Source organism: Janthinobacterium amylolyticum (genome assembly GCF_051380655.1).
GTDB lineage: Bacteria > Pseudomonadota > Gammaproteobacteria > Burkholderiales > Burkholderiaceae_D > Janthinobacterium.
This window is the reverse complement of the sequence record NZ_JBNYXL010000012.1, coordinates 104,660-121,325: the sequence shown is the minus strand read 5'-3', so window position 1 is coordinate 121,325 and position 16,666 is coordinate 104,660. Positions and strand designations below refer to the sequence as shown.

Genomic DNA, 16,666 nt, shown 5'->3' with positions numbered 1-16,666 from the left:
CTCAGCTGCTGGCTCAGGCAATGGCTCAGCTGCTGGCTCGGGCACAGGCTCTGCCGCTGCCACGCTCACCGGCGCAAGCGCGGGATCCGGCAGCACCTCGGCAAGCGGTGCCGCCACTGGCGCCACCACCGGCTCTGGCAGCGGCGGCGCTACTGGCGCAGCGGCGAGCGCCGGGAGCGTTGGCGCGGCGGCAAAACTGAAGGCGCACTTGGGGCAGAACTTGGCATCCGGCTTGCAATCGTGGCCGCACTGGCCACAGGATTTGCCGGGTGCCGATGGCGGAGCGGCAGGGGCGGCAGCAAACGTCGTACCGCAGGAGGAACAGAATTTGGCGCCCGGCTTATTCTCGGCCTGGCAGGATAGGCATTTCAATTGGCATCTCTCTCATCTAAACGCTGGGAGCCGGGTACGCTGGCGATTGCCAGAATGGCAGCATTGTTGCCGTACGGCTAAATATCCAAGAAGTATATTTTCAAACACCAAGTTGCCACAAGGGAAAATTGCCTTTTGCTCTATTCAATTTTTAAATATTGGTAAAAATCCCGTCGCCCTCCGCGATTTGCGCCCTATATTGGTGCAAAGAAATAAAAAAACCCGGCAACGCAGTTGGCGTTGCCGGGTTTTTGATGGGGATGCCCTGGGGCCGGGAACGGCGCAGAACGCTTACTTGCGTCCGCCCCGCGCCGGCGCGCCATGGCCGCCCTTGGCCGGCGGCTTGCCGCCACGGCCCAGCGGCGCGGCGGCGGGCTTGGCTTTCGTCTTGATGGTCGACAGGATCGACGGACGCACTTTCGACTCGACCGCCGTGGCTTTCGGCGCGGCGGCCGTACCACCCAGGGCGATACGGTTCTTGCCGGGCGTGACCTTGAACTTGTCCGGCGTGCCGGCGCCATGCGTCTGGCGGCTGCGTTCGCCAGCTGCCAGGCCGCCCGATTCGGACGAGGTCCAGGCAGGAATCAAGTGCTTGTCGCCATTGCCGATCAAGTCGCCACGGCCCATGTTCACCAGCGCTTCGCGCAGGATCGGCCAGTTGGCCGGGTCCTGGTAGCGCAGGAAAGCTTTGTGCGTGCGGCGGATCTTGCCGCTGCGCGCCGTTTCCACCACTTCCGAATCCGCGGTCACCTTGCGCAAAGGATTCCTGCGCGTGTGGTACATGGTCGTCGCCATGGCCATCGGCGTGGGCATGAAGGTTTGCACCTGGTCCAATTTGAAATTGTTTTTCTTCAGCCACAGGGCCAGGTTCAGCATGTCCAGGTCCGTCGTACCCGGATGGGCGGCGATGAAGTAGGGAATCAGATACTGCTTCTTGCCTGCTTCCAGCGAGAAACGGTCGAACATTTCCTTGAACTCGTCGTAAGCACCGATGCCGGGCTTCATCATCTTCGACAAGGTGCCCTCTTCCGTGTGCTCGGGCGCGATTTTCAGCAAGCCGCCCACGTGGTGCGTCACCAGTTCCTTCACATACTCGGGCGAACGCACGGCCAGGTCGTAGCGCAAGCCCGAGCTGATCAGGACCTTCTTGATGCCGGGAATGGCGCGCGCCTTGCGGTACAGGGAAATGAGCTTGCTGTGGTCGGTGCCCAGGTTGACGCAGATGGACGGGTACACGCAGGACAGGCGGCGGCACGAGACTTCGATCTCTTTTTCCTTGCAGGCCAGGCGATACATATTCGCCGTCGGGCCACCCATATCTGAAATGGTACCCGTAAAGCCTTTGGTTTTATCGCGGATATGCTCGATTTCGCGCAGGATCGACGGTTCCGAACGGCTCTGGATAATGCGGCCCTCATGCTCGGTAATCGAGCAGAAGGTGCAGCCGCCAAAGCAGCCGCGCATGATGTTGACGGAAAAGCGGATCATTTCCCAGGCGGGGATATGCGCCTTGCCATAGCTCGGATGCGGGGCGCGCGCGTAATTCATGTCGTACACGCCATCCATCTCGTCCATGGCCAGCGGCAGCGGCGGCGGATTGAGCCACACGTCGCGTTCGCCGTGCGCCTGCACCATGGCGCGCGCATTGCCGGGATTCGATTCCAGATGGAACACGCGCGAGGCGTGCGCATACATGACGGGGTCATCCTTGACGACGTCGTAGGCGGGCAGGCGCACCACCGTCTTGTCGTGCTTTTCCTTGGCCATGGCCAGGCGCTCTTCGCGGCTCATGATGCGGATCGGCTTGATGACTTCGGCCGATTTCGACGCATTTTCCGTGGCGCAGGCGGTCTTGTCTTCCTGCACCATCTCGTACGGGCTGTAGTGCGGATCGATCTTGCCGGGCACGTCGACGCGGGTGGAATTGTGCACGCCCCAGTCGTCGCCCGGCAGCCAGCCGGACGGCACCATGAAGGCCGTGCCGCGCAAGTCGCGGATATCCTTGATCGATTCGCCGGCGGCCAGGCGGTGCGTCAGGTCGACCAGCGCCCGCTCGGCATTGCCGAAAATCAACAAATCAGCCTTGGAATCGGGCAGGACGGAACGGCGGACCTTGTCCGACCAGTAATCGTAATGGGCGATGCGGCGCAAGGACGCTTCGATGCTGCCGATGACGATGGGCACGTCGGGATACGCTTCGCGCGCGCGCTGGGCGTACACGGTGACGGCGCGGTCCGGGCGTTTGTTCGGTTCCGCGTTGGCCGTGTAGGCATCGTCGGAGCGGATCTTGCGGTCCGCCGTGTACTGGTTGACCATGGAATCCATGTTGCCGGCAGTAATGCCGTAGTACAGCCGCGGCTTGCCGAGGATGCGGAAGGCCTCGGCCGACAGCCAGTCCGGCTGGCTGATGATGCCGACGCGGTAGCCCTGCGCTTCAAGCAGGCGGCCCACCAGGGCCATGCCGAAACTCGGATGGTCGATGTAGGCGTCGCCCGTGACGAGGATGACGTCGCACTGGTCCCAGCCCAGGACGTCCATCTCGGCACGCGACATCGGCAGGAAAGGCGCAACGGCAGCGCGGGCAGACCGCTTGGGAACGGTCGCAAATAAATTGGTAGGGGAGCTCATAGGGTACGGATTGTACCGGAATTGGCCATTTCCAACCTGACGGCCTGCTTTTTACTGTTGGATTTCAGTACAAAAAACGTTTATTTTTCAATTACTTGGGGTCAGACCCGCCGGGGCAATGCACCCCAGTGGGGCGCATTGCGATCGCGCAGCGACTGACCCGATCAGATACCCATGTTGGCCAAAATCTCACCCAACTCCCGCAGCGCCGGCTCCAGCTTCGGATGCTTGACGGCAAACTTGGCCGACAATTCCTGGCTGCGCTCGGCCAGGCCGTAGGTGGTCGATTCCGCTTCTTCCTGCTCTTGCGCGGCGCGCTTTTCCAGCAGCAGCTGGATGTCGCCATCGAGTTTTTGCAGCAAACCATGCAGCTCCTCATCCACAGGGTCGCCGGACGCGATGGTCGATTGCAGCTGTTGTAACGATTCCTTGAGTTTGCTATCCATGTTTCTTCCTGTCAGTCAGTAAATTGCGTGTCCAGGAACAATTGCTCCACCTTGCTCCTGGCCCACGGGGTCTTGCGCAAAAACTTCAGGCTCGACTTGACGCTGGGATCGCTGATGAAGCAATTGATGTCGATGTGCTTGGCCAGGCCTTCCCAGCCGTAGTGCGCTTGCAGACGCGTCACGATTGCTTCCAGGGTAATACCATTCAAATCTTGCTGACTCATATACTCTTTCGACTGCCTTCTTATTTACATCTTACTCAATTCTACGCCGCCGGCGCGTAAAGCTTGCGTGCGCCAGGTCAACGCAACGCAAGCTTCTGATGAGGACGCCTTACTTGGCGTTCAAGCCACGGCGTTCCAGCAGCGGTTCGACGGTGGCGTCGCGGCCGCGGAAGTCACGGAACAGCTGCAGCGCATCGACGCTGCCGCCGCGCGACAGCAGTTTAGTACGGAACCAGTCGCCGTTCTTGCGCGTCAGGCCGCCGTTTTCCTTGAACCAGTTGACCGATTCCGCGTCCAGCTTTTCCGACCACAGGTAGGCATAGTATGCCGCCGAGTAGCCGCCCGAGAAGCTGTGCGAGAAGTACGCCGTGCGGTAGCGCGGCGGCACGGGCGCGTAGTCGACGCCCGCATCCTTCAGGGACGCCGCTTCAAAGGCCAGCACGTCGGTCGGGATCTGGCTTGGCGCCAGCTGGTGCCAGCGCTGGTCCAGCAGGGCCGCCGACAGGTATTCCGTGGTCATGAAGCCCTGGTTGAATTTCTTCGCCGCCGTCACCTTGTCGAGCAGTTCCTGCGGCATGGCCGCGCCGCTCTGATAGTGCTTGGCGTAGTTTTGCAGCACTTCCGGCCAGATGGCCCACATTTCATTGACTTGCGACGGATACTCGACGAAGTCGCTTGGCACGCTGGTACCGGCAAAGCGCGGGTATTTCACGTTCGAGAACATGCCGTGCAGCGCATGGCCAAATTCGTGGAACATGGTCGTCACCTCATCGAAGGTCAGCAGGGTCGGCTGGCCTGCGGGCGGCTTCGGAATATTCAGCTGGTTGGCGATCACCGGATGCGTGCCCATCAGCGACGACTGCGACACGTATTCATTCATCCACGCGCCGCCGTGCTTGTTGCCGCGCGCATAGAAGTCGGCGATGAACAGGGCCAGCGGCTTGCCATTGGCGTCCGTCACGTCGTACACGCGCACGTCCGGGTTGTACACCGGCAGATCTTTACGCTCCTTGAAGCTGATGCCATACAGTTTGTTGGCGGCAAAGAAGACGCCGTTGTTCAGCACGCTATTCAATTCCAGGTACGGCTTCAGCTCGTTTTCATCGAAATTGAAACGCTGCTTGCGCAGCTTGTCCGTGTAGATGGCCCAGTCGGCGGCCGCCACCTGGAAGCCGCCCTTTTCCGCATCGACGATTTGCTGCAGGTCGGCCGCTTCGCGGCGCGCGTTGGCCACGGCCGGCTTCGCCAATTCCGACAGCAGGGTGTTGACGGCCGTGGTGGTCTTGGCCGTCTGGTCTTCCAGCGAATACGCGGCGTAGTTGGCGTAGCCGAGCAGGGTAGCCCGTTCGGCGCGCAGTTTCGCCAGCTTCAGCACGATGGCGCGGTTGTCGAACTCGCCGCCCTGGCTGCCGCGGTTCAAGGAGGCATCCATCAGGCGCTGGCGCGTCTTGCGGTCCGTCAGTACGGCCAGCGGCGGCTGGCCGCTGGTGTTGACCAGGGCGATGACGAACTTGCCGTTCAAGCCGCGTTCCTTGGCGGCCGCGGCGGCCGTATCGATATCGCTGTCCGTCATGCCGGCCAGTTCGGCGCGCGTGTCGACAACGATGCTCTTGGCATTGGTTTCCTTCAGCACGTTTTGCGCGAAGGCCGTTTCCAGGCCCGCCTGCTCGGCGTTGTAGGCCTTCAGCTTGTCTTTATCCGCGTCGGACAGTTTGGCGCCGGCGCGCACGAAATCCGTGTGATAGCGTTCCAGCAAGCGCAAGGATTCGGCATCGAGGCCCAGTTTGTCGCGCTTGGCGTACAGGGTGTCGATGCGGGTAAACAATTTCGGGTTCAGGGTGATGGCGTCGCCATGCGCGGCCAGTTTCGGCGACACGTCCACTTCCACCGCTTCCAGCACGCTGTTGGTGTTGGTCGAGGTCATGTTGCTGAAGATGCTTTGCACGCGGTGCAGCAACTGCCCCGTACGCTCGAGGGCCACGATGGTGTTTTCAAACGTGGGCGCCTGGCGGTTATTGGCGATCGCATTGACTTCGGCCAGCTGGCGCTTCATGCCCTCGGCAAAGGCCGGCGCATAGTGCTCATCCTTGATCAGGCCAAATTGCGGCATCTGGAACGGCAGCGGGCTGGCTTTCAGCAGGGGATTCTGGGCGCTGACGGCAGCGGCAGGTGCGGCGGCGGCAGCCAGGGCGGAAGGAGCGGCGTGGGCCAGCATGATGCTGGCGGCGATGACGAGCAGTTGTGGACGGATCATGACATCTTTCTGGAAGCACGGAGAAGAACCGCGATCGCATCGCGGGCCAGTTGCAGATCATAGCAGCCTGTCACACAAGCGTCATCCAGCATGGGCGATCCTGTGGCGCAGCACGCCAAATGCGCGGTTTACCACGGTTGACGTGGCGATTCGCCAAATAAAAATGGCCGCCAAATGCTTGGCGGCCATTTTCATCCACCCGGCATGGTCGCCGGGAAGAGCACGATTTACTTGCCGGCTTATTTGCCGTTCAGGCCACGACGTTCCAGCAGCGGCTCGATCTTCGCATCGCGGCCGCGGAAGCTGCGGTAGATGTCCAGCGCATCGGCGCTGCCGCCGCGCGACAGCAGTTTAGTGCGGAACCAGTCGCCGTTCTTGCGCGTCAGGCCGCCGTTTTCCTTGAACCACTCGACCGTGTCGGCGTCCAGCTTTTCCGACCACAGGTAGGCGTAGTAGCCGGCCGAGTAGCCGCCCGCGAATGCGTGCGAGAAATACGTGGTGCGGTAGCGCGGCGGCGCCGGCGCGAAATCGACGCCCGCATCGGCCAGCGCGGCCTTTTCAAAGGCCAGCACGTCGGTCGGGATCTGTGCCGGGGTCAGCTGGTGCCAGCGCTGGTCCAGCAGGGCCGACGCCAGGTATTCCGTGGTCTTGTAGCCCTGGTTGAAATTATCGGCCGCCGTCACTTTCGCCAGCAGTTCAGCAGGGATGGCCGCGCCCGTCTGGTAGTGCTTGGCGTAGTTTTGCAGCACTTCCGGCCACAGCGCCCACATTTCATTGACTTGCGACGGGTATTCGACGAAGTCGCGCGGCACGCTGGTGCCGGCGAAGCGCGGGTATTTCACGTTCGAGAACATGCCGTGCAGCGCATGGCCGAATTCGTGGAACATGGTGTTGACTTCGTCAAACGTCATCAGGGTCGGCTGGCCCGCTTCCGGCTTGGGAATGTTCAGGTTATTCGCGATGACCGGCTTGCGGTTCAGCAAGCCCGACTGGCCCACGTAGGCATTCGCCCAGGCGCCGCCGCGCTTGTTGCTGCGCGCGTAAGGGTCCAGGGTGAAGATGGCCAGCTGCGTGCCGTCTTCATTGAAGACGTCGTACACCAGCATGTCGGCTGTGTACACCGGCAAGTCGGTACGCTGCTTGAAGGTCAAGCCGTACAACTTGCCAGCGGCAAAGAACACGCCCTTGGTCAGCACGCTGTTCATTTCAAAGTACGGTTTCAATTGCGTTTCGTCAAAGTTGTAGCGTTCGGCGCGCACTTTGTCGCTATAGAAGGCCCAGTCGGCGGCGCCCACTTTGAAACCGCCTTTTTGCGCATCGATGACCTTCTGGATATCGTCCGCTTCACGGCGCGCATTGACGACGGCCGGCTTGGCCAATTCGCCCAGCAAGGCGTTCACGGCGGTGGTGTTTTGCGCCGTCTGATCTTCCAGCGAATACGCCGCGTAGTTCGGGTAGCCCATCAGTGCGGCACGTTCGGCGCGCAGTTTCGCCAGTTCCAGCACTTCCTGAGTATTGTCGAACTCGCCGCCACGGCTGCCGCGCGCTTGCGAGGCGGCCATGATGCGTTCGCGCAAGGCGCGGTTGGTCAACAGCGACAATGGCGCCTGGCCCGTCGTGTTGACGAGGGCGATCACGTATTTGCCGTCCAGGCCGCGCTTCTTGGCCAGGCCGGCAGCCACTTCGATGGCGGCCGGCGACAGGCCGTCCAGCTCTTCGCGCGTATCGACGACGACGGCCGAGGCGTTCAATTCCTTCAGCACGTTCTGTGCGAACTTGGTCGACAGGGCTGCCAGCTGGCCGTTGTAGGCGCGCAGCTTTTCCTTGTCGGCGGCCGACAGCTTGGCGCCAGCGCGCACGAAATCGGTGTTGTAGCGTTCCAGCAAGCGTTTCGACTCCGCATCCAGACCCAGCTTGTCGCGTTTGGCGTACAGGGTGTCGATGCGCTTGAACAGCTTGTCGTTGAGCATGATCGCGTCGCTGTGGGCGGCCATTTTTGGCGCCAGCTCGCGTTCCAGGCCCTGGATCGTCTCATTCGTGTTCGAACCCGACATCACCGAAAACACGGTGCGCACGCGGCTCAGCAGCTGGCCCGAGCGTTCCATGGCCACGATGGTGTTGTCGAACGTGGCCGCTTTCGGATTGTTGGCGATGGCGTTGATTTCGGCCAGGTGGGCGGCCATGCCTGCCGTAAAGGCGGGCGCGTAATCGGCGTCCTTGACCTTGTCGAACGGCGGGTAGTTGAATGGCAGGCTGCTGGCCTGCGCAAACGGGTTCGACGCGGGCAGTGCCGTCGCCGCGGTAGCGGTGGCCTTGGCGGTAGCGGCGGTGGCTGGCGCGGTGGTGGCGGTAGCGGCAAAAGCGGCGGCTGGTGCCAGCATCAGGCTGGCGGCGATGACGAGCAGGGTTGGACGGGTCATGTCTTCTTTCAAGAAACGCAAGAGAGCCGCGATTGTGTCGCGGGCCAGCCTGAAATAATAACAGCCAGAAACACTTGCGTCACCCGCAATGACCGATGGTAGCGATACAACCGTACATGAAAGGTTTTCATGCCCTATCATCGCGCATGCGTTCCCCTGCGGCAAGTCCAGGTCCATGCCATGGAAATGCCTGTCTGTCCGCTTGCGTTTCTGGCGTATAGTATCCATTCGGCAACGATATACGGAGAAACTATGAGCTTTGAGCAACGTAAGGCACGCGCGCTGGAACTGTTGAGCAGAACGGGCATGGCCCGTAGCCACTATGCGCCACCGCTGGTGCGCCTGTTGTGGAAGGCCGGTGTGCAGGTGCCGCCGCCGCATTTCCAGTCCTTCCTGCGCAACACGCTCGGTGCCGGGTTCTGGTTTGGCACCTTCTGGGGCCTGTTCATGTGGATCTTTTTCGGCTTGTGGAACGATGCCGCCACCCCGCTATCGCCCTTCGCGGCGCTGATCGGCGCCTGCGTGGCCGGTGGCCTGTTTGGCATCGCCATGGCCAGTTCCTATGCGCGCGAACGGCGCAAGCACCAGTTGCCGGCATGGACCGCCCTGGACGAGCAAAAGGCGTCGCCAGCCTAGTTCCGGTCTCAGTAGTGCGGCGGGCGTTCGTTGACCAGCCCGCCATTGGCCTGCTGCGCCCCGTCGCGCACGTGTTCGCCCAGCTTGTGCAGCATCGCTTCAAGCTGGTCGATGCGCTTGCCCTGCTGGTACACCATCTGGTTCAGCGACTCGACCAGGTCTTCCTGCTGCGCCAGCTTGATTTCGATATCGACGAAACGTGTTTCCATCTGTTCTGCATTGTCCATGGTGCTCATTCCTGACTGAAAGGGGGCATTCTACCGCCGCGGCGGCGTGCGCCAGGACAAACAAGCGGCATTCTTCCCGGTGCGGCGCCGATTCCTGCCTATTCTCTCCATATGGCTGCGTCAAACCGCTTGACGAATGAGAACAAACGATTACAATGATTGAACCAACACCAACACCAACCGAGCCACTGCTGATCGACACGCGCAAGACGGCCGAATACCGGCGCTGGGAAGACTCCCTGCACGACGTGGCGGCGGCCGCCATCGATGCGCGTATCAAGCACTTGCAGCACGGCAAAAAGGGCGACTGGCGCGCGGTGGGCGAAGGCGTGTGCGAACTGCGCTTTTTACAGACCGGGCCTGGCTGGCGCGTGTATTTTCACGAAACCAATCTGGGCACCCTGATCTTGCTGCTGCTCGGTGGCAATAAATCGAGCCAGCGGCGCGACATCCAGCAGGCGCAGGCGATACTCAAGACATTGAAGGCCATGCAGGCGGCCATCCGGAAACAGAAAGCGGCGGCCAGCCCACCCACAGGAGCACGCAAAAAATGAGCCAGGATATCTCCCACGACACCTTCGACCTCGACGACCTGGAAGCATTAGGGCTGAGCAAATTTGACCCGACGCAACACCTGACGAGCAAGGAAGCCGTGGCCGCCTACATGAGCGAAATCGTCGCCACCGGCAACGCGGAACTGTTTCAATCGGCCATGAATGACGTGGTGCGCGCCTACGGCATGGGCAAGGTGGCGGCACGGGCCGACATCACGCGCGAAGGCGCCTATAAAGCCTTGCGCGCAGGTAGCAAGCCGCGCTTTGACACTATTTTAAAGATGCTCGATGCGCTGGGCATGCAGCTGGCCATCGTGCCGAAGGCCACGCCGGACGGCGGCGTGGAAGCCTGAACGCCGCTTAGCCTTTCGGCGCAGCCAGCAAGGCCTTCATGCGCGCCAGGCGTTCTTTCGGCGATATCACTTCCGCTTCCGTCGGCACGGCGTCGCCCACGTCGAGCTGCATTTCCTTGATGAAGCGCGACGGGTCGCAATGCACCTGCTCGCCGGCCCGCTTGCGCTTCTTGCACCACGTGACGTGCAAGGTGCGCTGGGCCCGCGTAATGCCCACGTACATCAGGCGGCGCTCTTCCTGGATGCGCGCGGCGATGGTTTCGGCGGGCGCGTCGGCGTCGCCCTTGTGCGGCAAGATCCCCTCTTCCACGCCCACCAGAAACACGTGCGGGAACTCCAGGCCTTTCGACGCGTGTAGGGTGGACATGCGCACGGCGTCCTGCTCTTCGTCCTTGCCTTCCAGCATGGTCATCAGGGCCACCATCTGCGTCAGTTCCAGCACGTTCTTTTCTTCGCCGTCGCGGTCCTTGCCGCCCCGGCCCCGTTCCTTGAGCCAGTTGACGAATTCCAGCACGTTCTGCCACTTGCTTTGCGCCTGGCGTTCCTCGAAGGCATCGTACAGATACGATTCGTAGTGGATTTCCTTCATCATGTCGTCCAGCACTTCGGCCGCGTTGTCGCCGCTGCCGGCCGCGCCGGGCCGGCTGGCGCGCGATTCGAGGTCATTGATGAAGTTGCAGAAGTCGCGCAGCGGTCCCAGCTGGCGGTCCGTCAGCTTGGCCTCGATGCCGCCCTTGAACACGGCCTGGAACAGCGAGCACTGCCACTGCCCCGAGAACGCCCCCAGCACTTCCAAAGTCGACTGGCCCACGCCACGGCGCGGCGTCGTCACGGCACGAATAAATGCCGGGTCGTCGTCTTCATTCGCCAGCAGGCGCAGGTAGCTGATGATGTCCTTGATCTCGGCCTTGTCGAAGAAACTCTGGCCGCCCGAGATGGTGTACGGAATGCGTTCCTTGCGCAAACACTGCTCGATGATGCGCGCCTGGTGGTTGCCGCGGTACAGAATCGCGTAATCGGAAAATTTGTTCTTGCGCTCGAAATGGTCGGCCGAGATCATGATGGCGACCTGTTCCGCCTCCTGCTCGTCCGTCTGCATGCCCAGCACCTTGATCGGCTCGCCCAGGCCGTGCTCGGACCACAGCGACTTTTCAAACAGTTTCGGGTTGTTGCCGATGACGGCATTGGCCGCGTTCAGCACGCGCATGGTGGAGCGGTAATTCTGCTCCAGCTTGATCACCTTCAAATCGGGGAAATCCGTCTCCAGCGTCTTCAGGTTTTCCACGGTGGCGCCGCGCCAGGCGTAGATGGCCTGGTCGTCGTCGCCCACGGCCGTAAACATCGGCTTTTTGCCGATGCCCGTCACCATCAGTTTCACCAGTTCGTACTGGCAGGTATTCGTGTCCTGGTATTCATCGACCAGCAGATAGCGCAGGCGCCGCTGCCACTTGTCGCGCACGGGGCCGTTGTTGCGGAACAGTTCCACGGGCAGGCGGATCAGATCGTCGAAATCGACGGCCTGGTAGGCGGACAGGGTCGCCACATAGCTGCGGTAGATGCGCGCCGCGTTTGCCTCGTCCTCATCCTTGGCTTGCGCCAGCGCCATGTCCGGATCGATCAGTCCATTTTTCCACAGCGACATGGCGTTCTGGATGCCCCGGATAATCTGTTTATCGGTGGTAATGGCCAGGTCTTGCACCAGCGAAAAACAATCGTCGCTGTCCATGATGGAAAAGCGGTCCTTCAGCCCCACGCCATTGGCTTCCTGGCGCAGGATTTTCACGCCCAGCGAGTGGAAGGTCGACACCGTCAACTGTTTCGCCTGGCGCGGTTGTTTCAACAGCTTGGCGATGCGCTCCTGCATCTCCAGCGCCGCCTTGTTGGTGAAGGTCAGCGCGGCGATGGTGCGCGGGTCGTAGCCCCGGTCTTCGATCAGGTGGGCAATCTTTTGCGTGATCACACGCGTCTTGCCCGAGCCGGCGCCCGCCAGCACCAGGCAGGGGCCGTCGAGGTAGGTAACCGCTTCGCTTTGGGGAACGTTAAGACCGAATTGTGGCGCTTTGGACATCAGGGTATTTCCGGAGGGAACAGCAGTCCATTGTAACAGCGTCGCGCCCGCCTTTTGCACCTTGGCACCTGCCTGAAAAACAGGCAATGGCATTGATATATCGCCATATGCCGCCATCTTGGGGCATTCAATGCGTGCGGCGCAGCCATGCCTGGAGTACCATTCCGCCTATATCGCGCACGCGCACTCCCTTACCGAATGGCAGTCCTATGAAATTTGAACACCTGATTGAAATTAACGATCCGCTCAACCCGCTGATCGACACCTTGAGCCTGGAACAAGTGTGGCGCGGCCTTGTCTTGCGCGCCGAATCGCCGAAACTGTTCGTGCCGCACCTGGACGAGTGCAAGATCAGCGAGCATAGCGATACCGGCTTCTGCCGCAGCCTGCGCTATGGCGAGCTGGTCATCAACGACAAGGTGGTGCTGGTGCCGCAGCTGCAAGTGCGTTATGAAGTGCCGGCGCAGGAAGATATCAGCGCCTCGTCGCTGGTGATGACCATCGAAATGCCCGACGAAGCGAGTCTGTGGGTGCGCTTCCAGTACGACGACGGCCACGACGCGGCCACCGATGCTGCCAACGTCATGTACGACGACTTCCGCCGCTCGGCCTACAAGGAGTCCGATATCGACACCGTGCGCATCATGCGCGAACTGGCGCTCGAAGGCCGGCTCGATGCGGGCTTGCTGAATTAAACTCATGCATTAAATTCGTGCGCTGCGGCCCCATAGTTGGTCGGGGCGGAATTGCAGGCCCGCCTGCTCGGCGCTGAGCACTTCGCGGATGGCGTGCAGATCCACGCGCGTGTCGCGCCGCAAGGGCACGTCGAGGCGCGCGCCGCGCGGGCCGATCAGCGACTGCACGTGCGGCGTGGCCGCGCTCAGGCCCTTGCGCGTGACGACGCCGATTTCCCCATTGAGCAATTTGACGAAGGTGCCGACGGGGTAAATGCCCAGCTCGCGCACCAGCAGCGATGCCAGCGGCGCATCCAGGGTAGCCTTGTCCGCCATCAGCATTTCACGCAGGGCCGCGTTCGGCAGCAGGGGCTTGCGGTAGCTGCGCGCGGAGACGCGGGCGCAATAGCGGTCGGCCAGCATGATCAGGCGGGCGCCCACGCCGATATCGGCGCCCTTGATGCCCAGCGGATAGCCGCTGCCATCGATGTTTTCATGGTGCTGCAGCACGGCTTGCAGCCAGACGCCGTCCGAGACGCCGGCGGCGCGCAGCAGGTTGACGCCCGTTTGCGGATGGGCGTGGATGTAGGCGCGCTCGTCCGCGTCAAGCGGGCCCTCCTTGCGCTGGAACTGCGCGTGGCGCCCCAGCATGCCGACATTCATGCTGAGCGCGGCCAGCAGCACGCTGCGCACGGCGCCGTCCTCGAGTTTCAGGGCGCGCGCCAGCAGGGCCGTGATGACGGCCGTGTCGACGCTGTGGCGCACGGCAAAGTCGCCCGCGCCCTGGTTGTGCAGGATGCAGGCCAGCGCCACGTCGGCGTCCAGCGCGACGGCCTCGTCCACCAGTTGCGCCAGCGGCGCCAGCTGCTCGTGCGCCAGCGCTTGCCCGGCGGCGATGGCCGGCAAGACCAGCGCCAGCCCTGCCGTGACCAGGTTCAGCATGCGCAGCGACGAGGGTGCCTCTGTTGGCGCGCGCGGCGCGTCGTCGCTGGTATCGGCGATGACGCCGCGCGCCAGCAGCAGTTCAAGCTGCGTCTCGCTGCTGATCACGTGGCCCAGCCTGGCCAGCAGGCTGCCCGTCTCGCCGTACACGTCCCAAGGCAGGGCCAGGCCCAAGGCCAGTTCCCCCGCGTCAATGCGCCGAATCTTCACATCGTCTCCGTGTCATCGCCAGCCGCTCTCCCTTGTACCATTGCGGCGTGGGCGGCATGAACCATTTGAAATGTTTTTTGCTTTTAATCAATATTTCAATATGGCAGCGATGATCGCGTAATCATGTGAGCTTGTCTACATAATTAATGAAATCGCAAAGTTGCAACAAATTTTCATTCGCTTGTCATCAGACGCCGGGCGAGCAGTCGGCGCAGCCGGGCGCGTGTTCCGGGTCTTTTTCCAGGTGCAGCGCCAGTTCGCGCAGCGCCGTGCGCACGCCTTCCTCGATGACGGGGTGGTAGAACGGCATGTCGAGCATGGCCGGCACCGTCAGCTGCGCCTGGCACGCCCAGGCCAGCAGATGGCCCAGGTGTTCCGCCCGTGGGCCGATCAGCTCGGCACCGAGAAAACGCTTGCTGCCGAATTCCGCATACACGCGCAGCAAGCCCTGGTTTTGCAGCATCACGCGGCTGCGGCCCTGGTTGCCGAACGACACGGCGCCGACGGCGAAGCGGCCCGCGTGGCTCACGCACAATTGCTGGTAGGTGGCGCCCAGGGTGGCGATCTGCGGCTCCGTGAAGGCGATCGTCAGTGGCGTGCGGCGCAGGCCCGGCTGCACGTCGGGAAAGCGCGCCGCATTCTCGCCGGCGATGCGGCCTTCGTCGGCCGCTTCCGGCAAGAGCGGCAAGACATTGTCGGCGTCGCCCGCGATGAAAATGGCGCTCTTGCCGCACTGCATGGTGCGCTGGTCGTGCAGGGGAATGCCGTGGCGGTCGAGCTCGATCTGCGCCGTTTCCAGGCCGATCTGGTCGACGTTCGGGCGGCGGCCGATGGCGGCCAGCACATACTCGAACTGCTCGGTTTTTTCCGCGCCGGCGTCATCGCGACTGGTCAGCAGGATACCGCTGCCGTCCGGCGTTTTTGCCATGTGCGCGACCTTGGTCATGAAACGGATATCGAGTTCGCGCGCCAGCACGGCGTCCGCCTCGCGCAGCACCAGCGGATCGGTCAGCTGCGCGACTTTATTGCCACGCGCAAACAGCGTCACGCGCACGCCCAGCCGCGCCAGCGCCTGGCCCAGTTCCAGGCCGATGACGCCGCTGCCCACCACGGCGACGGACTTGGGCAAGTCCGTCCACTCGAACACGGCGTCGCTGGTGATGACGCGCTCGCCGGCCGCCTGCCACTCGGGCGGCACGATGGCCGTGGAACCGGTGGCGATGACGACACTGCCAGCCTCGACGATGGTATGTTCATCCACCTGCAATGTACCGGGGGAAATAAAACGCGCATGGCCGCGCAGCTTTTCTTCGTCAGGGACGGCATTGACGCCGTCGAGCACGAAGCCGACAAAACGGTCGCGCTCGCTGCGCACCCTGGCCATCACTTGCTGGCCATCGATGCGCACGGGTCCCGGATGCACGCCAAAGCCGGGCGCGGCAGCCACCGCATGGGCCGCCTCGGCCGCCGCGATCAACAGTTTGCTGGGCATGCAGCCGACCCTGGCGCAGGTCGTGCCGTACGGTCCGCTTTCGATCATCAGCACGCGCTTGCCCTGCATGCGCGCCGCCTTGTGCGCCGTCATGCCGGCCGTGCCGCTGCCGATCACGGCCACATCCACTTGTATCGTCTTCATGCTGCCCTTACTCCCTATATACATTGCTCACAGCGTTCGATACTACCCGTTTGCCGAAAATAAGGTTTTACTTTGCTGCAACATATGCATTAGTATAACTAATCATTTCCAAAATTTATAAGCTGAGCTAATGGGATCACTCGATTATCGCGCGCTGGCCGTGCTGGACGCCGTTGCCAGCCATGGCAGTTTCGACAAGGCCGCGCTGGCCCTGGGCATCACCCAGTCAGCCGTCTCGCAGCGCATCAAGGCGCTGGAAGACGCCAGCGGGCGCTTGCTGATCATCCGTGGCCAGCCGGCCGTGCCGACGGGACTGGGGCAGCGCCTGATCGTGCATCACCGCAACGTCAGGCTGATGGAAGCGTCGCTCGACATCGACCTGGGCAACAGCGTCAGCATGCCGGAAATCGCCATCGCCATCGATGCCGACAGCCTGGCCACCTGGTTCCCCGACACCTTGACCGCCCTGCTGGCGCCGCCGCGCTGCCAGCTCGACGTGCGCCTGGCCGACAGCGATGCCGCCTTGCAGATGGTGCGCGACGGCACGGTATTTGGCTGCGTAGCGGCCTCCTCCGGCACGGCGATCGATGCGGCGGCCGCCACCAGCGTCACGCCGCTGGGTACCATGCGCTATGTCTGCGTGGCCACACCCGTGTTCGCGGGCCACTGGTTTGGCGATGGGTTTATTGCCGAGGCGGTACAACTGGCGCCGGCCGTGGTGGGCCAGCACGGCTTGCTGGCGCGTTTTCTCGCGGAACAACTGGAGATGCGCGAACCGTTTCCGCACCACACCTTGCCCGTGGAAGCGGCACGCCGCGGCTGCGTGCAGGACAGCCTGGCCTACGGCCTGATGCCGCAGCGCCTGGCCGCACCGGCGCTGGCGACGGAGCGCCTGGTCGATCTGTTGCCGGGCCGCACCCTGGACGTGCCCCTGAGCTGGCATGCCTGGACCCTGGACACGCCGTTTACCAAGCTGCTGTCGGAGCAAGTCATACAGGCCGGCCGGGCCTACCTGAATTAAA

Annotated in this window: 14 protein-coding genes and 1 pseudogene; 5 read left to right on the top strand and 10 right to left on the bottom strand. The window is 62.5% G+C overall.

Annotated features, from left to right (window positions below; translation table 11 throughout):
* Nucleotides 1–216: 216 nt before the first annotated feature.
* The 6 genes and pseudogenes from ACQ4WR_RS23805 to ACQ4WR_RS23780 all read right to left on the bottom strand — a co-directional run.
* Nucleotides 217–372, bottom strand: a pseudogene (locus ACQ4WR_RS23805) (double zinc ribbon domain-containing protein); the annotation flags it as partial.
* A 291-nt stretch (nt 373–663) separates the two neighbouring features.
* Entirely contained in the window at nt 664–2,925 is a 2,262-nt protein-coding gene (locus tag ACQ4WR_RS23800) for a YgiQ family radical SAM protein (RefSeq protein ID WP_436490417.1), read from the bottom strand.
* 239 nt (nt 2,926–3,164) lie between these two features.
* Complete coding sequence (locus tag ACQ4WR_RS23795; protein WP_102296150.1) at nt 3,165–3,446, bottom strand: DUF4404 family protein; 282 nt, start codon at nt 3,444–3,446, stop codon at nt 3,165–3,167.
* A gap of 11 nt (nt 3,447–3,457) precedes the next feature.
* Nucleotides 3,458–3,670, bottom strand: coding sequence for a VF530 family protein (locus ACQ4WR_RS23790; protein WP_436490303.1), 213 nt, complete (start codon nt 3,668–3,670; stop codon nt 3,458–3,460).
* A 109-nt stretch (nt 3,671–3,779) separates the two neighbouring features.
* A complete protein-coding gene (locus ACQ4WR_RS23785; RefSeq protein WP_102296146.1) occupies nt 3,780–5,924 on the bottom strand; it encodes a M3 family metallopeptidase in 2,145 nt (714 codons plus the stop codon).
* Between the two features lie 239 nt (nt 5,925–6,163).
* Nucleotides 6,164–8,344: a M3 family metallopeptidase gene (locus ACQ4WR_RS23780; protein WP_436490301.1), complete on the bottom strand. Its 2,181-nt coding sequence runs from the start codon at nt 8,342–8,344 to the stop codon at nt 6,164–6,166.
* 129 nt (nt 8,345–8,473) lie between these two features.
* Between ACQ4WR_RS23780 and ACQ4WR_RS23775 the strand changes: the two genes are divergently transcribed.
* Entirely contained in the window at nt 8,474–8,980 is a 507-nt protein-coding gene (locus ACQ4WR_RS23775) for a DUF6404 family protein (protein WP_436490299.1), read from the top strand.
* A gap of 8 nt (nt 8,981–8,988) precedes the next feature.
* On the opposite strand, the gene ACQ4WR_RS23770 is transcribed toward ACQ4WR_RS23775, so the two are convergent.
* Entirely contained in the window at nt 8,989–9,207 is a 219-nt protein-coding gene (locus ACQ4WR_RS23770; protein WP_070290273.1) for a SlyX family protein, read from the bottom strand.
* A gap of 155 nt (nt 9,208–9,362) precedes the next feature.
* On the opposite strand from ACQ4WR_RS23770, the gene ACQ4WR_RS23765 reads away from it, so the two are divergent.
* Nucleotides 9,363–9,761 carry a type II toxin-antitoxin system RelE/ParE family toxin gene (locus ACQ4WR_RS23765; RefSeq protein WP_219726846.1) on the top strand — a complete coding sequence of 133 codons (399 nt, stop codon included), beginning with the start codon at nt 9,363–9,365 and terminating at the stop codon, nt 9,759–9,761.
* Nucleotides 9,758–10,114, top strand: a complete 357-nt coding sequence (locus tag ACQ4WR_RS23760; protein ID WP_102296142.1) for an addiction module antidote protein — start codon at nt 9,758–9,760, stop codon at nt 10,112–10,114. Before ACQ4WR_RS23765 ends, ACQ4WR_RS23760 begins: the two co-directional genes overlap by 4 nt.
* Before the next feature lie 7 nt (nt 10,115–10,121).
* On the opposite strand, the gene ACQ4WR_RS23755 is transcribed toward ACQ4WR_RS23760, so the two are convergent.
* The gene (locus ACQ4WR_RS23755; protein ID WP_102296140.1) at nt 10,122–12,182 is read right to left on the bottom strand and encodes a UvrD-helicase domain-containing protein; all 2,061 of its coding nucleotides are present in this window, start codon (nt 12,180–12,182) and stop codon (nt 10,122–10,124) included.
* 209 nt (nt 12,183–12,391) lie between these two features.
* Between ACQ4WR_RS23755 and ACQ4WR_RS23750 the strand changes: the two genes are divergently transcribed.
* Nucleotides 12,392–12,877, top strand: coding sequence for an SRPBCC family protein (locus ACQ4WR_RS23750; protein WP_436490296.1), 486 nt, complete (start codon nt 12,392–12,394; stop codon nt 12,875–12,877).
* Between the two features lie 9 nt (nt 12,878–12,886).
* Here the strand turns inward: ACQ4WR_RS23750 and ACQ4WR_RS23745 are convergent, their stop codons facing one another.
* Nucleotides 12,887–14,008, bottom strand: a complete 1,122-nt coding sequence (locus ACQ4WR_RS23745; RefSeq protein ID WP_258003076.1) for an HD-GYP domain-containing protein — start codon at nt 14,006–14,008, stop codon at nt 12,887–12,889.
* A 187-nt stretch (nt 14,009–14,195) separates the two neighbouring features.
* Nucleotides 14,196–15,644: a dihydrolipoyl dehydrogenase gene (locus ACQ4WR_RS23740; protein ID WP_436490293.1), complete on the bottom strand. Its 1,449-nt coding sequence runs from the start codon at nt 15,642–15,644 to the stop codon at nt 14,196–14,198.
* 130 nt (nt 15,645–15,774) lie between these two features.
* On the opposite strand from ACQ4WR_RS23740, the gene ACQ4WR_RS23735 reads away from it, so the two are divergent.
* Nucleotides 15,775–16,665 (top strand): ArgP/LysG family DNA-binding transcriptional regulator, encoded by an 891-nt coding sequence (locus ACQ4WR_RS23735; RefSeq protein WP_436490291.1) that lies wholly within the window; start codon nt 15,775–15,777, stop codon nt 16,663–16,665.
* Nucleotide 16,666 lies beyond the last annotated feature (1 nt).

Bases quoted from the DNA above. Each gene is read 5' to 3' on its own strand.
- ACQ4WR_RS23800 (WP_436490417.1), bottom strand. From the start codon at position 2,925: ATGTCGCGTGCCGAGATGGACGTCCTGGGCTGGGACCAGTGCGACGTC.
- ACQ4WR_RS23795 (WP_102296150.1), bottom strand. From the start codon at position 3,446: ATGGATAGCAAACTCAAGGAATCGTTACAACAGCTGCAATCGACCATC.
- ACQ4WR_RS23790 (WP_436490303.1), bottom strand. From the start codon at position 3,670: ATGAGTCAGCAAGATTTGAATGGTATTACCCTGGAAGCAATCGTGACG.
- ACQ4WR_RS23785 (WP_102296146.1), bottom strand. From the start codon at position 5,924: ATGATCCGTCCACAACTGCTCGTCATCGCCGCCAGCATCATGCTGGCC.
- ACQ4WR_RS23780 (WP_436490301.1), bottom strand. From the start codon at position 8,344: ATGACCCGTCCAACCCTGCTCGTCATCGCCGCCAGCCTGATGCTGGCA.
- ACQ4WR_RS23775 (WP_436490299.1), top strand. From the start codon at position 8,474: ATGCCCTATCATCGCGCATGCGTTCCCCTGCGGCAAGTCCAGGTCCAT.
- ACQ4WR_RS23770 (WP_070290273.1), bottom strand. From the start codon at position 9,207: ATGGACAATGCAGAACAGATGGAAACACGTTTCGTCGATATCGAAATC.
- ACQ4WR_RS23765 (WP_219726846.1), top strand. From the start codon at position 9,363: ATGATTGAACCAACACCAACACCAACCGAGCCACTGCTGATCGACACG.
- ACQ4WR_RS23760 (WP_102296142.1), top strand. From the start codon at position 9,758: ATGAGCCAGGATATCTCCCACGACACCTTCGACCTCGACGACCTGGAA.
- ACQ4WR_RS23755 (WP_102296140.1), bottom strand. From the start codon at position 12,182: ATGTCCAAAGCGCCACAATTCGGTCTTAACGTTCCCCAAAGCGAAGCG.
- ACQ4WR_RS23750 (WP_436490296.1), top strand. From the start codon at position 12,392: ATGAAATTTGAACACCTGATTGAAATTAACGATCCGCTCAACCCGCTG.
- ACQ4WR_RS23740 (WP_436490293.1), bottom strand. From the start codon at position 15,644: ATGAAGACGATACAAGTGGATGTGGCCGTGATCGGCAGCGGCACGGCC.
- ACQ4WR_RS23735 (WP_436490291.1), top strand. From the start codon at position 15,775: ATGGGATCACTCGATTATCGCGCGCTGGCCGTGCTGGACGCCGTTGCC.